The 14226-nt window shown below is 58.2% G+C and carries 16 protein-coding genes; 6 read left to right on the forward strand and 10 right to left on the reverse strand.

Annotated elements, in window-relative coordinates; translation table 11 throughout:
- Window positions 1–9: 9 nt before the first annotated feature.
- The 3 genes from ACTJJ7_RS07705 to ACTJJ7_RS07715 all read right to left on the reverse strand — a co-directional run bounded on the left by ACTJJ7_RS07705 (window position 10) and on the right by ACTJJ7_RS07715 (window position 3853).
- Window positions 10–1152, reverse strand: coding sequence for a divergent polysaccharide deacetylase family protein (locus tag ACTJJ7_RS07705; protein WP_440966407.1), 1143 nt, complete (start codon window positions 1150–1152; stop codon window positions 10–12).
- 99 nt (window positions 1153–1251) lie between these two features.
- Window positions 1252–2577, reverse strand: coding sequence for a S41 family peptidase (locus ACTJJ7_RS07710; protein WP_105734308.1), 1326 nt, complete (start codon window positions 2575–2577; stop codon window positions 1252–1254).
- On the reverse strand, window positions 2567–3853 hold the full coding sequence (locus ACTJJ7_RS07715; protein WP_440966409.1) for a murein hydrolase activator EnvC family protein: 1287 nt from the start codon (window positions 3851–3853) through the stop codon (window positions 2567–2569). Before ACTJJ7_RS07715 ends, ACTJJ7_RS07710 begins: the two co-directional genes overlap by 11 nt.
- A 425-nt stretch (window positions 3854–4278) precedes the next feature.
- Here ACTJJ7_RS07715 and ACTJJ7_RS07720 point away from each other — a divergent pair, with 425 nt between their 5' ends.
- Complete coding sequence (locus tag ACTJJ7_RS07720; protein ID WP_130271148.1) at window positions 4279–4998, forward strand: glycosyltransferase family 2 protein; 720 nt, start codon at window positions 4279–4281, stop codon at window positions 4996–4998.
- On the opposite strand, the gene ACTJJ7_RS07725 is transcribed toward ACTJJ7_RS07720, so the two are convergent.
- The 3 genes from ACTJJ7_RS07725 to ACTJJ7_RS07735 form a co-directional block, all read right to left on the reverse strand.
- Window positions 4940–6385, reverse strand: a complete 1446-nt coding sequence (locus ACTJJ7_RS07725; RefSeq protein ID WP_440966411.1) for an ArnT family glycosyltransferase — start codon at window positions 6383–6385, stop codon at window positions 4940–4942. The two genes, ACTJJ7_RS07720 and ACTJJ7_RS07725, sit on opposite strands and share 59 nt — an antisense overlap.
- Before the next feature lie 194 nt (window positions 6386–6579).
- On the reverse strand, window positions 6580–6744 hold the full coding sequence (locus tag ACTJJ7_RS07730; RefSeq protein ID WP_105734311.1) for a DUF1328 domain-containing protein: 165 nt from the start codon (window positions 6742–6744) through the stop codon (window positions 6580–6582).
- Between the two features lie 86 nt (window positions 6745–6830).
- The gene (locus tag ACTJJ7_RS07735) at window positions 6831–7625 is read right to left on the reverse strand and encodes a response regulator (RefSeq protein WP_105734312.1); all 795 of its coding nucleotides are present in this window, start codon (window positions 7623–7625) and stop codon (window positions 6831–6833) included.
- Between the two features lie 332 nt (window positions 7626–7957).
- On the opposite strand from ACTJJ7_RS07735, the gene ACTJJ7_RS07740 reads away from it, so the two are divergent.
- Together ACTJJ7_RS07740 and ACTJJ7_RS07745 are read left to right on the forward strand one after the other, a co-directional pair.
- On the forward strand, window positions 7958–8161 hold the full coding sequence (locus ACTJJ7_RS07740) for a NepR family anti-sigma factor (protein WP_105734313.1): 204 nt from the start codon (window positions 7958–7960) through the stop codon (window positions 8159–8161).
- A gap of 11 nt (window positions 8162–8172) precedes the next feature.
- The gene (locus ACTJJ7_RS07745; RefSeq protein ID WP_105734314.1) at window positions 8173–8724 is read left to right on the forward strand and encodes an RNA polymerase sigma factor; all 552 of its coding nucleotides are present in this window, start codon (window positions 8173–8175) and stop codon (window positions 8722–8724) included.
- Here the strand turns inward: ACTJJ7_RS07745 and ACTJJ7_RS07750 are convergent.
- Window positions 8707–9126 (reverse strand): hypothetical protein, encoded by a 420-nt coding sequence (locus ACTJJ7_RS07750; RefSeq protein WP_105734315.1) that lies wholly within the window; start codon window positions 9124–9126, stop codon window positions 8707–8709. The genes ACTJJ7_RS07745 and ACTJJ7_RS07750 overlap by 18 nt on opposite strands.
- A gap of 141 nt (window positions 9127–9267) precedes the next feature.
- On the opposite strand from ACTJJ7_RS07750, the gene ACTJJ7_RS07755 reads away from it, so the two are divergent.
- Together ACTJJ7_RS07755 and ACTJJ7_RS07760 are read left to right on the forward strand one after the other, a co-directional pair.
- Window positions 9268–10023: a Crp/Fnr family transcriptional regulator gene (locus ACTJJ7_RS07755; RefSeq protein ID WP_130271142.1), complete on the forward strand. Its 756-nt coding sequence runs from the start codon at window positions 9268–9270 to the stop codon at window positions 10021–10023.
- Window positions 10024–10097: 74 nt separating this feature from the next.
- On the forward strand, window positions 10098–11492 hold the full coding sequence (locus tag ACTJJ7_RS07760; protein ID WP_440966414.1) for a sensor histidine kinase: 1395 nt from the start codon (window positions 10098–10100) through the stop codon (window positions 11490–11492).
- Between the two features lie 7 nt (window positions 11493–11499).
- Here ACTJJ7_RS07760 and ACTJJ7_RS07765 read toward each other — a convergent pair whose 3' ends face one another.
- On the reverse strand, window positions 11500–11721 hold the full coding sequence (locus tag ACTJJ7_RS07765; protein WP_440966416.1) for a hypothetical protein: 222 nt from the start codon (window positions 11719–11721) through the stop codon (window positions 11500–11502).
- 177 nt (window positions 11722–11898) lie between these two features.
- Here ACTJJ7_RS07765 and ACTJJ7_RS07770 point away from each other — a divergent pair, with 177 nt between their 5' ends.
- Window positions 11899–13398, forward strand: coding sequence for a sensor histidine kinase (locus tag ACTJJ7_RS07770; RefSeq protein ID WP_440966417.1), 1500 nt, complete (start codon window positions 11899–11901; stop codon window positions 13396–13398).
- On the opposite strand, the gene ACTJJ7_RS07775 is transcribed toward ACTJJ7_RS07770, so the two are convergent.
- A complete protein-coding gene (locus tag ACTJJ7_RS07775) occupies window positions 13378–13764 on the reverse strand; it encodes a hypothetical protein (protein ID WP_440966419.1) in 387 nt (128 codons plus the stop codon). The two genes, ACTJJ7_RS07770 and ACTJJ7_RS07775, sit on opposite strands and share 21 nt — an antisense overlap.
- Before the next feature lie 61 nt (window positions 13765–13825).
- Window positions 13826–14164 carry a DUF883 family protein gene (locus ACTJJ7_RS07780; protein ID WP_105734321.1) on the reverse strand — a complete coding sequence of 113 codons (339 nt, stop codon included), beginning with the start codon at window positions 14162–14164 and terminating at the stop codon, window positions 13826–13828.
- Between the last annotated feature and the right edge of the window lie 62 nt (window positions 14165–14226).

The raw sequence follows: 14226 nt of genomic DNA on the forward strand, positions 1-14226 counted from the left end.
TGGTGGTGCCTAACCCTTTTCAGGATCGCGGACAAGAGCGGAAACCGGCACGATCTCGATGCCGCGGGTCTTGGCCTCGTTGGTCCAGGCGGCCACGGCATCCACGGTCACGCTGAAGGCCGAACCGGTGCCGATCGCCGTGCCTTTGGCCCGGGCAATCCGCTCCAGCTCATCCAGCTTCTTGAGGATGCTGCCCCGGTCCTGCGTGCCGTCAATCAGCACATCGGCGGCGGCAAAGGGCGTTCCCTGCTGGCTGGCGATGGTATCGGCCTGGCTGCGGGCAGAACTGCCGTCATCGAGATAGAGCAGCCCGCGTTTCGCGATGTCCTGCATGACAGGCGTCATGGCCTTGGCATCGGCGGTGAAGCGGGCTCCCATGTAATTTATGATGCCGGTATAATTGGTGATGCGGCCCATGGCCTTGTGCAGATTATCCAGTGTCTCTGTAGCGGGCGCATCGACCGTCAAGGTGTTGCGGCCGGGATTGACCCGCGGGTAGTCGAAAGGTTCAAGCGGCACCTGCATCAGCAATTCATGGCCATTCTGGCGGGCTGTTTGCATCCAGCGGATCAGGCTGTTGCCTTCGGGAGCAAAAGCCAGCGTCACTTCCGCAGGGAGCGCCGCGATTGCCTGCTGCGTGCCGGTCTGGGACATGCCGAGCCCGCCAATGACGAGAGCGATCCGCGCGCCGCGGGCGCCTGACCATGACCGGGCATAGACGTCGAGCGGCCGCCGTCCGTCCGGCCCGATGACCGGCAGGGAGCCCAGCGCAGTTGTCTCAAGCAGATCCCGGTCGGGGATGTGGGCGGTCAGCGGATTCTGGGCCACCCTGGCGGGATCGCCCACGACGATGATTTTCGGGCCGCCGGGACTGGTGGTGACATTGCCCTGCGTAACGCCGCTTGCCGGTGTCTTGGCTGCTGGCAGTGCCGTCTCGGCTGGTGGGGGCGGAGCCAGGGCGGCCTGTTTGGGCTTCTCCATCTCCGGCGGCGGATTGCGAAATCCATGGTTGCTGGTCCATGAGATCAGCAGAGCAGCGGCGCCGACGCCCAGCACGGCACCGGCGGGCAGAAGCCAGCCCGCACCAGTCTTCGGTTTTTCCTTGGGCCGTTTGCTGTTTTGTCCCAGCGGCCTGTTGATGTCGGAATTCACGCGCTTTGGCCGATGAGAAGAATGAAACGGAAGGGATAGCCGGTGTGGAATGAAAGGGGGATCAGGTGTGTAAGCGCCAGCCTGATCCCCCTAGTCATCTCAGTTCGGTACGCCCTTGGACGGATCAGCCGGGAATGCCGCATTGGCCTGTTCGCCACGCAGCAGTTTCAGGGCTTCGATCAGCTGCAGGTCGTCCTTCGGATCCGGCGGAACATAGGCGATCGAGCCCGATCCTTCCGCATCCTCCTGAACGCCCTTGATATGGCCCTTCAGGCTGGATTCGCTCATCGGTTCGGCCCGGCCCTTCAGATCGTCCGGCAGCGGCTGTTCGACCGCGATATCCGGCACGATGCCCTTGCCCTGGATCGACTTGCCCGCCGGGGTGTAATACAGCGCCGTCGTCAGCCGCAGCGCGCCGTTCTCGCCCAGCGGAATGATCGTCTGCACCGAGCCCTTGCCGAAGGACCGCGTGCCCAGCACCGTCGCCCGGCGATGGTCCTGCAATGCGCCGGCGACAATCTCCGATGCGCTGGCGGAACCGCCATTGATCATAACGATCATCGGCTTGCCATTGATCAGATCGCCCGGACGGGCGTCGAAGCGGGTGATGTCCTGCGGGTCGCGGCCGCGGGTCGAGACGATCTCGCCCTTGTCGAGGAAGGCGTCGGAGACAGCAACCGCCTGGTCCAGCAGGCCGCCGGGGTTGAGGCGCAGATCGAGCACAAAGCCCTTGAGCTTGTCGGCGGGAACCTTGCTCTGAATGTCCTTGATCGCCTTCTGCAGGTCTTCGAAGGTCTGCTCGGTGAAGGAAATGACCCTGACATAACCGACATCGTTCTCGACGCGGTATTTGACGGCCTTTACCTTGACCACATCGCGGACGATGGTCAGCTTGATCGGCTTGTCGGCGCCCTGGCGGATCAGGGTCAGCTCGATGGGAGTGTTGACATCGCCGCGCATCTTGTCGACGGCATCGTTCAGCGTCAGGCCGCGAACCTCGGTCCCGTCGATCTGCGAGATGTAGTCGCCAGCCAGAACACCCGCCTTGGAGGCAGGGGTGTCTTCGATGGGGGCAATGACTTTCACAAGCTCATTTTCCATGGTGACTTCAATGCCGAGGCCGCCAAACTCACCCTTGGTCTGCACACGCATGTCCTGGGCCTGGTCGGCATTCATATAGGACGAATGCGGATCGAGCGATGTCAGCATGCCATTGATGGCGCTTTCAATCAGCTTCTTGTCATCCGGCGGCGTGACATACTGGTTGCGCACGCGCTCGAAAATGTCGCCGAAAATCGACAACTGCTTATATGTGTCACTGCCCGCAGCTTCTGCAACGGTTGTGGGCAGTGCACCCTGCACAACCACCATTGCCGTCGCGCCCAACAGGGCTCCGGCCATGAGAAGCGTTAACCTACGTATCATTTGTGGTCCTTCCAGCGAGCCTATCCGCCCACCAGGGAGCGGGATTAACAGGTTTTGTATCTTTTCGGAACTCAATGTAAAGCATTGGCGCTCCATTTCCCAACTGAACGGTGCCGGTACTCGCTACGAGTTGCTCGTTCATCACACCGACCGGCTCTCCCGCCAAAACAAACTGATTCTGCGAAACATTGATTCTCTTCATTCCCGCCAACACAACATGATAGCCATTGCCGGCATCGAGGATCAAGAGTTGGCCATAGGAGCGAAAGGCGCCGGCATAGAGCACCACGGCGTCCGTCGGCGCGGTAATTGTCGCGCCCGCCGGAGTTTCCAGCGTGTCGCCTTGCAGCACTCCGCCCAGTCCGTCATCGTCGCCAAAATGCCGGACCAGTTTTCCGGCGCCCGGCATGGGCAGATGCCCCTTCAGCGAGGCAAAGTTCACCTTGGCCGACAGGCGTTCCTGGTTGGAGGCAAAATTGTCGGCCCGCTCCTTGCTGGCTGCAAGCTTCTGTTCTTCCTGCTGATTTGCGGCGCTGGCAGCTTTGCGCGCCTCTTCCATGTCCTGTTCCATGGAGGCGATCAATTCGCGTAGCGATGTCGCGCGCCGGGCCAGATCTTCCGCCCGCTGCTGTTCGGCCTTGCGTGTTTCCTCGGATGTTGTCTGCAGTTTCTGCTTCTCGGCCAGAAGCAGATCGAGGCGCTTCTTTTCCTCCGCTTGTCCTGACAGGGAGGCGGTCAGGCGGGTTTGTTCATCGCCAATCGATGTCCTGATCCGCGAGAGTTCCTTGAGGTCGGCAATCAGGACCTCCGTCTGCTCGCGCATTTCCGGAACAACAGCGCCCAGCAGGACGGCGCTGCGCACCGACGCAAGGGCATCGTCGGGGCGAACGAGGATGGCGGGGGGCGGGTTGAGCCCCATGCGCTGCAAGGCGGCAAGGACTTCAGCGAGCGCCGCGCGCCGTCCTTTGAGAGAGAGCTTTATTCCGTCTTCCCGCTCGCGCAGATCGGTGAGCTTGTCGCCGATGGCAGCTATATCTTCCGTCAGTTTTTTCTCGGTCTTGGCCGACTGGATCAGCGCAGCCGTCAGGGTGGTCTGATCCTTCTTCAGATCGGCAATTTCCTTGTCGAGGGAAGCCAACTTGTCGGCGGACAGGCCTATCTGGCCCGTGAGTTCGTCGAGCTGCCGGATGGTGTCAGCGCGTTTTGCATCGACTGCTTCCTGCGCATATACCGGCGAAGCGCAGGCAACCATCAGAACAAGCAGGCCGGTGCGCATGCCGGAACACTTGTTTGGACGAATGGTTGCACCTGAAAGCCGAAAACGCATATGCGGACCGAAATGAATTAAGATTAGAGCCCGACAATAGGAAGACTTCGATTAATGAACTATTAACCATAGGGCATCCATGCGGGATATTCACGCGATGCTATCATTTTAGTGCCAATCGGGATGGCGGAATTACGACCTCAGCTTCACTCTTGCGTGAAATCGCGGCAGGAACAGCCTGCATCGGGTGACGTGGCTTCGGTTTGGCGCGAACATTTGTTTTGCTTTCTCCTTTTGAGTGCTATGGGAACGGGCAGAGAACGTATCGAACGTCCTGACGCGTTGCGCAGATGCAATGATATTTCGAAGCTGACCGGAATGACCGGATTCAGATCGCAATGCGGCAGGTTCACCTTGGTTTCTGGATTTTTCAAATGACCGATCTGTCAGTCGTAATTCCTGCCTATAATGAATCCGGAAACATCGGCGCCCTTGTCACCGAGATCAATCAGGCCCTTTCGGGCACTGCCAGCTATGAGATACTGATCATCGATGACGGCTCGAGTGACGGATCGGCCGAAGAAGCGCTGAATGCCGGCCGCCACGTTCGCGTGCTGCGGCATGAGAAGCGTACCGGTAAATCCAGGGCGCTGATCAGCGGCTTTCAGGCCGCGAGGGGGCAATGGATCGCGACGCTGGACGGTGACGGGCAGAACAACCCGCTGGATCTGGCGCGCCTTTGGCCGCGCATTGCGCAATCCCAGCCTGCGCTGTTTGCCGGGGTCCGGAAGCGCCGCAATGACGGGGTCGTGAAACTGCTGACGTCGAAATCCGCCAATTTCATCCGCAGGCGTCTTCTCAGGGACAATTGTCGGGATGCGGGATGCGGCTTCAAAGTCCTGCCAGCGTCCGTGGCAAGAGGATTGCCCTACTTCGACAACATGCACCGTTTTCTTCCGGCTCTCTCGATCCGGGCCGGTCTGACCGTCGTCGAAGTCGATGTGGAGGACCGTCCCCGGCTGGCCGGCGTCTCCAAATACGGGTTCTTTGATCGCGCTGCGGTTGCGTTTCTCGACACTGTCGGTGTTTTCTGGCTTATCCGCCGATACTCTGATCCGGCAGGGGTAAGCGAGATGAATAACGCTGAAAGCTGAACGTCCTTATCTGGCCGTTGAAATTTCTCATTGGGCTGTCGACGCGGGTCATGGGGCCGGTTGCCGTCGCGTCCAGGGGCAGGAGTTCAAGCGCTTCTTTGTCCGGAGCATCGCCTCCCTCCCAGACAAGGACGATATCATCGGCCTTGCCGTTTGCCGGCGGCCAATGGAGCTGTACGGCGATGTTGGCGGCATCATCCTGCCGCTTGGACGCCAACCGTGCCGGGGCCGCGTTCTGCGCGCGAATGGCATTGGCAACCGCATCGAATGGTATTGACAGGCGATCGTCACCGAACAGCAGCACGATAGCGAAGGCAAGGGGCGCCAAGACGTAGAATCCGGCGGATATGATCAGCAGGTTTCGCGCGCCATGCTTTTGCGGGAAGTAAAGTGCCAGCAAAATGGCGGTCGGCGCCAGAATGGGTGCCATGTAACGCTCCGCCACCGAATGGTAGTCGGCAAAAAAGACAATCAAGCCGAAAGCCGTCAAGCCAAGCACGACAGTGCGGAACAGGACTTTCCTGACATCCGTGTCGCCATCCGGAACCGGCTTCGGAGCGTCCTGCAGGCGGCCAATCAGGAAAATCACAAGAGCCGGGCCTGACCAGAGGAAGGTCGAGATGAAGAGGCTGAGAAGACCGTCCACTCCAAACCAGGGAATATCAAACGGCTGAAGCATCGGGATCAGATGATTGAGTTTGGCCATCCGTCCGGCGGTTGCAGCCAAAGGCGCGTTCAACGAGGCCCAGGCCACGGGTGCCATGGCAAGAATGAAAATGCCAAAGGATATCAAGGCGGGCTTGCAGAAAATCTGGCGGCGAATGGCCCTGTTGAGGGCGCACGCAATCAGGAAGCTGAACAGGAACATGAAGAAGTTATACTTTGCCAGCCCGCCAATGGCGGCCCATATGCCAAGCCAGACATAGGCGCTGTATCCCCGTCCCGACCGGATGAGGGCCAGGGCATGGATCGTCCCGACGGATGCCACAATCACCAAAAGCGTGTGCGCCGTTGTCTGGATCGACATCCAGACAATCTGTGGTAGAAGGGCGGATGCCGCCAGGGCCAACACACCGGCCCGGTCACCGCCCAGCCGGCGTGCCGTGTCGAATGAAAGCCAGTGATAGAGGCCGAGCAGGCACAGGCGGACCAGAACCGTGGCAACCAGCCAGTTCCAGCCGGTAAGCTCAAGCGCCAGCCGCACCAGCCAATTGTAAAGCGGCGGATGCGAGTTGCCGTAAATCCAGGAAAAATCAACCAATCCGACGAACTGGGCTTCATCGATGTCGAGAAAGGGCGACAGGGCCAGCCTGAGCGCGATCAGGGCCAGCGTATAGCAGAGTATTGCAAGGGGGATTCGCCGGGCGAGATAGGTCCAGTTGATCATCGGGCCGTCCAGTTTCAACGCTGCATGGAATCGAGAGTTGGATGCAACCTGAGCGTCAATTTCACATGTGTCGTATCCCACTACAACCAAGTGCCCGTTGCCGCAATGCTACAAATTTCCAATGGGGAATCGCGCCAATGAATAAGGCCGCCGGGTTGATGCCGGCGGCCTTTCACGCATTCAAATTGTTGTGACTACGCCCTGCGAAGCAGGCCTGCGATCAGGGAAATGACCAGGAGCGCGAGGAACACAAAGAAAATAATCTTGGCTATCCCGACCGAAGCCCCGGCTATTCCGCCAAAGCCAAGTGCACCTGCCACAAGGGCAATAATGAGAAACACAACCGCATAGTATAACATTCTATTCTCCCTATCCTGTTGCATTCACAACGATCTGGGAGTGCCTTTGTTCCCTGCGGAAACCGGAATGAATGCTTTGCCGGCTCTTATGCCTTCGCCTTGCTGCTTTCCTTGAAGAACAGCGCCTGCGTGATCAGGGCTTTCACCATGTCAGGGTTGAAGGGCTTGGTGACAAGGAACGTCGGTTCAGGCCGTTCGCCGGTCAGGAGCCGCTCGGGAAACGCCGTGATGAAGATCACGGGAACCGCATCCTGGCTCAGGATGTTGTTGACCGCATCGATGCCGGAACTGCCATCGGCGAGCTGAATATCGGCAAGAATCATGCTCGGATGTGTTTCTGCGTAGAGTTTGACGGCCTCGTCGCGGGTACGCGCGATACCGACAACCCGATGACCCAGGCTTTCCACCATGTGTTCAATGTCCATGGCGATCAGCGGCTCATCCTCGATGATCATGATATCGGTGGCGATCTGCTTGGAAATGCCGACAGAAGCCTCGTCGAGAAGGGTATAAAGCTCCTGCTCGTCTATATCGAGAATATCGAGGGTTTCAGCTTGGCTGAAGCCTTCAAGGCTGATGAGAAGGAAGGCCTGGCGCGCGCGCGGGGCGATGGCGGTCAGGTTTGCCGCCGCATGCTTTTCCCAGCCAAATTCCGATTGCAGCTCAAGCGGGCGGACATTGACCGAATTGAAGTGCTTGATCAGCAGTTTGTAGAGGCTGACGCGGTCAGATGTGGTTTCAGGAAAAAGGGAGACATCGCTGATGAGGATTTCGAGCGTCGCGGCTACATAAGCATCGCCTGACGATTGCGACCCGGTAATGGCGCGGGCAAAGCGGCGAAGATAGGGCAGATGTGGAGCGATCCGAGTGGACAATGACATTATGGTGATTTCCCGTTCCCGTTTGGGCATTGAAGACAAGTGGTCCGATTCTGACATTTGCATCGCTTTGATACAGACCATTCAGGCAAATGTCAGAATCAAAGGACCACCAGTTAGTTTATGTTTCTAGTGGAACTTTGAATTTGACATTCGCGTGCCCTACGTCATGTCAAATGGGATGCGAATGTCAAATTCGTTCCACTAGTACGAACCAAAACACTTTGGCGAAAAAAAAGTTCCCTGGCATGGAACTTTTCCTTCTCTGAAGGATTATCGACATTAATGTGCCTGCCAAAAGCTTTTGCGACGACCGACCAGCAAAGATAGTAGTAATGAACGCCAACAAAAGTCTCTCAGACGGCTCCGAAAAGGGTCGTGTCCGCCGCCGCGACGTCAGAAACGCGGAATCAGAAATCGGTTTGAAGCTGCGTGCGCTTTATGCCTCCGTACAGGAGGAGGAAATCCCGGCGCGTTTCCTGGACCTTCTGGAAAAGCTCGACGAAGCTGAACGCAACCATGCTCAGTCGTCAAAATAACAGGCGGTCGAATGGTACATGAATCCCCTGACTTCAAGAGAAATCTGATTGCGTCCCTGCCGAAGCTGCGCGCATTCGCAGTATCGCTGATCGGCAATCCTGATCGTGCGGATGATCTCGTTCAGGATACGATCATGAAAGCCTGGGCCAAACAGGATTCATTTGAAGCCGGCACCAACATAAAGGCCTGGCTGTTTACGATCCTGCGCAATGAGTTTTACAGCCAGATGCGCAAGCGCGGGCGCGAAGTGCAGGATTCGGACGGCATTTTCACCGAACAGCTGTCGGTGCATCCCTCGCAATACGGCTCGCTCGATCTGCAGGATTTCCGCAAGGCCCTGGAAAAGCTGCCGGACGACCAGCGCGAGGCCATCATTCTCGTCGGTGCGTCCGGGTTTTCCTACGAAGAGGCCGCCGATATCTGTGGATGCGCCGTTGGAACGATCAAGAGCCGCGTCAGCCGGGCAAGAACGCGATTGCAGGAACTCCTCGATGTCCAGGGCGAGGTCGATTACGGCCCCGACTCGATTGCCACCCAGGTAACGTCAAACAAATTCGCCTGATGCACCATCTTCTTTTGCCGGCGGCATCCTCTGCGCCATCCTGGCCGATGCAGCGGCGACGGCCTGCAGGATATGAGTCTTGCCATAGGGTTTCAAAACCACGGGAACATCGGCGAAGCCGGCAATGCCGCTCCTTTGCTGATCATAGGCGGTGGCAAAGACAACCGGAATGCCCCGCTGCAGCAAAAGATTTGCGGCGTCCAGCGATGACGCGCCCCGCGCCTTGACTTCGAGAATGGCGATATCGCATGGCGGCTGGCTCTCAATCCAGAATAGAAGTTCGGCAACGGTTGAGACGAGGTGGACGGATTTCGCACCGCATTCCTCGGCAATGCGTTCCAACTCCAGCCCGATCAGATATTCGTCCTCCAGAACCAGAAGTCGCTTGCCGGTCAATTCCATATCAACTGCTCCCAAAAGCAGTGCTTATGCGCTGAACGGAATTGGGTGTCATTTAACTATGACATGTCGAATGCGAAGAATTGTCGGGTATTTCAACCGTGCCATGCTAGCGTATTCAACAACTCACAATTGAGAAATCAGATGAAAACAACGACGGCATCAGCGGTACGGCAGTTTCCCTGTGAGAAATGTCCCTTGCAGGGGTTTGCGCATTTCCAGCGGCACGAGAAGGACGAACTGGAGTTTTTGTCCGGTTTCAAGACGGGCGAACTGGTTGCCGATGCCGGCACCACATTCCTGGTTGAAGGCGCCAACAGTGCGCATCTTTTCACGGTCCTGTCCGGTTGGGCGTTTCGCTACAAGACGCTGGAAGACGGCCGCCGGCAAATTCTCAACTACGTGCTGCCGGGGGACCTCATCGGATTGCAGGGATCGCTGATGAAGGAGATGCAGCACTCGATCGAAGCCATGTCACCGGTCATCCTGTGTGTTTTCCAGCGCGACAAGCTTCCCAATCTCTTCCGTACCTTTCCCAGTCTCGCCTATGACATCACCTGGCTGGCTTCCCGCGAGGAACAGATGCTGGACGAAATCCTGCTCAGTGTCGGGCGCCGGACGGCGCTGGAACGTGCGGCCTATCTGTTTGCCTTCATCTTTCAGCGTGCCAAGTCGGTCGGCATGGTCAAGGACGACAAGCTGTTCGTTCCGCTCAAGCAACAGCACGTTGCCGATACGCTCGGCCTGTCCATCGTGCACACGAACAAGACGCTCAAGAAACTTGCAGCACGCGGTGCGTTGCGCTGGGTCGACCGGGGATGCGAAGTTCTCGATGAAGCAGTCCTTCTCGATATATCGGGATGGCAAGGTTTGCCGAAGGTGCCAAGACCCTTTATCTAGTTTCTATATGTCGGGCCGAGCAGAAGAGGCCCGTTGTGGCGGGAGCGGTGCAGTTGGTGCAGTGGCGTAGAATTTTGGCGGGTTTTTCGGAGAGACCTGGGCGCGGGCTGGCCATCATTATTTCGCTTGCGCTGATCATCACTGCCGCGATGTCGACAGTCATCCTGACCCGCGGCTTCAACAATCAAATGGACGATGTCGTCGCCACCTACCGCGTCCGGGAGCAGGCGGATGGTACGCTCGCACTGCTGAACGAAGCGCATACGAGCCAACGCGGATATCTCCTGACACAAAACCCGGCCTTCCTTGATCTCTACCACGCGGCGGCGTCCCATCTGGCGGAATCACTGAATACGCTGAACGAGATGACGAGAGGCAATCCCCGCCAGCAGGCCATCGTCAGCCAAATTCAGGATTTGGCGAAGCAGAAGCAGCAAAAAGTCGAAGCCGCCATAGCGATGTCCCTTGCCGGAAACAACAGCGAAGCTCTGGCTTCTCTCGGTCCTGATTTCGGCATCGGCCAGATGGACGAAATCAAGAAGACCATCAACAGTTTCCTGGGTGAAGAGGACCGCCGGCTGATTGCGCGCAACATTGCCATGGACAAGTTGCGCTTCTGGCTGACTATCGCCTCGATCTTCTCGCTCGCAGGCGCGCTGATCCTTGCCTATATCCTTGCCAGCCGCACCAAGCGCTATGTGCGCAAGCTGACGGAAGGCCAATCGACGCTGCTTTCTGAAAAATCGCAGTTGGAAGAGATGGTTCAATTGCGCACCGCCGAACTTGAAAAGGCCATGCTGGTCGCCAAGCGGGAGAGGGCACGCGTGGAAACGCTCCTGCAGGATTCCGATCACCGCATCGGCAATTCACTGGCGACCGTGTCATCGCTTCTTGGCATCCAGATGCGCGGCGTTTCGTCAGATGAAATCCGGGTGGCTCTCGGTGCCGCCCGTGACCGAATTCAGACGATTTCGTCGGCGCACCGCCGCCTCCGGCTGGGAAAGGACCATGAAACCGTTCGGGCTGATGAGTATTTGCCGGAAATTATCGCCGACATCAAGGAATCCCACCTTCATGACCGGAATATCCGGATCGAAGCGCATTTCGAGCCGATTGATCTGAGCTCCCGGGATGCCACAACCCTTGGTATCATCATCGGCGAGTTGACTATGAACGCGATCAAGCACGCCTTTCCGCATAATCGTGCCGGGCTCATTGAAATAAGCCTCCTGCACGATGCCAACGGTGTCATTGCCCTCACCATTGCGGATGATGGAATTGGTATCCAGAAAAAACTCCACAAGCGGGCATCGGGTCTGGGTTCGATGATCGTCGCGCAGCTCTGTCAGCAATTTGGCGGCGCAGTAGCCTATGCCGCCAATGATGGCGGCGGCACGGTCGTAACGGTGACGTTCCCCTCCCTCCAAAGCGCCGCTGCGGCGGAAAATGCGAAGGCGGAAAACGAATGAGCCGCAGTCAGAGTGTTGCCGCCCCGGTTTCCGGCATGTCGGCCTTCAGCTGTTCCAGCGCAAGTTCGATGTCGCGCAAATTCCGGGTGAAACCGTCCTCGTTGTCCATCCCGCCTTCCGTCGCCGCGCGTTGCAATCCCCTAGCTTCGCTGAGCAGGTCGCGGAGTTTTTCGATTTTCGCGGATCTGTCCAGACTATTGTCCGATAGAATGTCCTTCGCTTCACGCATAGACTTCTCCTTTGCATTCTTCACGCAACAGAAACGGCGAGGGCTATTAAATGTTCCAGATGGGGAACAAAGGGGTATGCGTTGCGTTGATAATCGAAGCTGTTTTAATGTTCAGAGTAAGGACGGCTCGATGAGGGGCGTCATGCGACTATGAAGTCAGACCACATTTCAGAAAACATGTCAGAATTTCTGTCGGAGCCAGCTCGCCTGGATGCCCTGTCAGCGGTAAGCAATCTTGAAATAGACTCGGATGGTGAGCTTCAGGGATTGGCCTCTCTGGCGTTGTCGTTTTCGAACGCCGATGTTGCGGTGATTGTGGCGGTTGGCGAGACGCAGGGACGGATACTGGCGCAGGCCGGAAACGCGCCGGGGGGAATGTCCGATTTCTGGGTATTCGGCGCGGAAGCGCTGGTTCTGCCGGCGGGGGATGTGTTGGTCGTTCCCGATGTGATGACCGACAAGCGCTTCTCCGGGCAGGCGGCAGGTTTGGCCGGGCACACTGTGCGGTTTGTTGCGGCCGTGCCCGTCGACATCGGCGGCGCGCGCGTTGCTGCGCTTGTCATCGCCGCGGCGGCGCCCCGGCCGACGGCAGGAGAACTGCTGCAATCACAGTTGAAACAGGTGGCCAGGCTTGCCGGGTCTTTCCTTAAACTGCAGTGTGATGCGCAAAGCCATGTTCGGTCCATTGAAACCCTCAACAGGGATGAACTGCGCAACGACATGGCGCTGGAGGTCGGGAATGTCGGCAGCTGGGTCTGGGACCTGAAGACAGGAAAATTCACCGGCAACAAGATGGCCTATTCCATGCTCGGCCTGAGCGATGACAAGCCGATAAGCGGCGAAGATGTTTTCCGCGCCATGCATCCGGATGATTTTCCGCTGATGAAATCGGCATTCACCCGCGCCTTGGCGCATAATCAGGACTATGTCGGCGAATTTCGCGCCGCGTCTTCCGGCCAATGGCTGCTGGGGCGCGGCCGTATTTTCGAGCGGGATGCCGCCGGCAAGCCGCTCGTCGCTGTTGGCGTCAATATCGATATCACCAGCACGCGAAATGCGGCCGAGAAAACCCGCCTGTTGCTGCGGGAATTGAATCACCGGGTCAAGAATACGCTGGCCATGCTGCAATCGCTGGCGCGGCAGACATTGAACCGGACCTCCGATCCGGCGGAATTCATGGAGGCTTTCTCCGGCCGGCTGCGGGCGATCTCCGAAGCGCATACGCTTTTGTCCGATCGTGAATGGAGCGGCATCAGTCTCGTTGACCTGATCACCAAGCAGGTCGAGCCCTATGCGATCTATGATCCGGCCCAGGTCGTGCTGGAAGGTGAGGACATGATTCTGCCGCCCGATCACGCCTTGGGACTGGGCATCGCCTTGCACGAACTTGCCACCAATGCGGCCAAGCACGGTGCGCTGTCCTCCGCGCGCGGCAGGGTCCGCGTGTCATGGCAGACGGAAACCGGGCTCGATGAATCGCGGGTGGTCATTCACTGGGTGGAATCCGATGGCCCCCGTGTCACGCCTCCTGCCGCCCGCGGGCTTGGAGAACGGCTGATCGAGCGCAGCCTGGACAAGGTTCTGTCGAGCAGCGTCCGTTTGAGTTATCCCGAAACCGGCATGGAAGTGCTGATTTCGATGCCGATCAAGGAAGGGTCAGCCGCCGTCGTTGGATGAGGGCTTCTTCCTGGTGAGCAGCGAAAGCCCGGCAAAGGCGATGACCGGCACGGCCAGCATCAACAATCCGCGCGATTTCAGGACGGTAGGCGCGGCGGCAAGTGCGGCAACGGTCAGCAGGGTCGATGTATCGACCTTTGACCGCTCGCGCTGCCGTTTGCGGGCGACCGTTTCAGAAATTTTCATGGCGATATAGGCCAGAAGCGCAAGGACGATGGCGCCGCCGGCCAGGATCAGGGCCGCGTGCAGGCTGCCGATATGCTGCGCGAGCGCGATGTAGCCCGCGACAAGCAGGAAGACGCCGGCGATCGCCAGCAGAATACCGATCAGCGCAACGAAGACCGCACGGCGCTTTGCCCGGCTCACAGCGGAACCGAGCTCTCCAGAAACGGCACTGGACAGAAGGGGGGCCAGCAGTTTCAGCATGTCAACGGCGGGCGATCAGAGCCAGAAGAAATCCTACACCCGCAGCCACGGCAACGGTTGTCAGGGGATTTTCGCGTACGGTCTCCGTCAGCTGATCCTCAAGCGCCTTGGCCTGAGACCGGATTTCGTCCAGAGCGTCTTCGCCGCGTGCCCTGGCATGTTCAAAGGTCGAGGATGCGTTGCTGCTTGCCTCCTTGGCCGAGGTCTTGCCAATCTTGGCGAGTGTCGCCGCAATGTTCGCAATGTCCTCTTTCAAAGCGGCAACCTGCGCTTGCAGATCCGGGTTGGACTCCGTTGCATCGTCCACGGCTTTGCGAACTTTCGAAGAAACTGACGCCATTAAAGCAACTCCTTGAGAAATATAAGTTTCATAGGAATGGAAACGCTCCGCATGCGGTTTGG

Origin of the sequence: Phyllobacterium sp. 22229 (assembly GCF_052056495.1) — a bacterium.
Lineage (GTDB): Bacteria > Pseudomonadota > Alphaproteobacteria > Rhizobiales > Rhizobiaceae > Phyllobacterium > Phyllobacterium myrsinacearum.

Bases quoted from the DNA above. Each gene is read 5' to 3' on its own strand.
- ACTJJ7_RS07740 (WP_105734313.1), top strand. From the start codon at position 7,958: ATGAACGCCAACAAAAGTCTCTCAGACGGCTCCGAAAAGGGTCGTGTC.
- ACTJJ7_RS07745 (WP_105734314.1), top strand. From the start codon at position 8,173: ATGGTACATGAATCCCCTGACTTCAAGAGAAATCTGATTGCGTCCCTG.
- ACTJJ7_RS07750 (WP_105734315.1), bottom strand. From the start codon at position 9,126: ATGGAATTGACCGGCAAGCGACTTCTGGTTCTGGAGGACGAATATCTG.
- ACTJJ7_RS07735 (WP_105734312.1), bottom strand. From the start codon at position 7,625: ATGTCATTGTCCACTCGGATCGCTCCACATCTGCCCTATCTTCGCCGC.
- ACTJJ7_RS07730 (WP_105734311.1), bottom strand. From the start codon at position 6,744: ATGTTATACTATGCGGTTGTGTTTCTCATTATTGCCCTTGTGGCAGGT.
- ACTJJ7_RS07765 (WP_440966416.1), bottom strand. From the start codon at position 11,721: ATGCGTGAAGCGAAGGACATTCTATCGGACAATAGTCTGGACAGATCC.
- ACTJJ7_RS07720 (WP_130271148.1), top strand. From the start codon at position 4,279: ATGACCGATCTGTCAGTCGTAATTCCTGCCTATAATGAATCCGGAAAC.
- ACTJJ7_RS07715 (WP_440966409.1), bottom strand. From the start codon at position 3,853: ATGCGCACCGGCCTGCTTGTTCTGATGGTTGCCTGCGCTTCGCCGGTA.
- ACTJJ7_RS07710 (WP_105734308.1), bottom strand. From the start codon at position 2,577: ATGATACGTAGGTTAACGCTTCTCATGGCCGGAGCCCTGTTGGGCGCG.
- ACTJJ7_RS07780 (WP_105734321.1), bottom strand. From the start codon at position 14,164: ATGGCGTCAGTTTCTTCGAAAGTTCGCAAAGCCGTGGACGATGCAACG.
- ACTJJ7_RS07755 (WP_130271142.1), top strand. From the start codon at position 9,268: ATGAAAACAACGACGGCATCAGCGGTACGGCAGTTTCCCTGTGAGAAA.
- ACTJJ7_RS07725 (WP_440966411.1), bottom strand. From the start codon at position 6,385: ATGATCAACTGGACCTATCTCGCCCGGCGAATCCCCCTTGCAATACTC.
- ACTJJ7_RS07770 (WP_440966417.1), top strand. From the start codon at position 11,899: ATGTCAGAATTTCTGTCGGAGCCAGCTCGCCTGGATGCCCTGTCAGCG.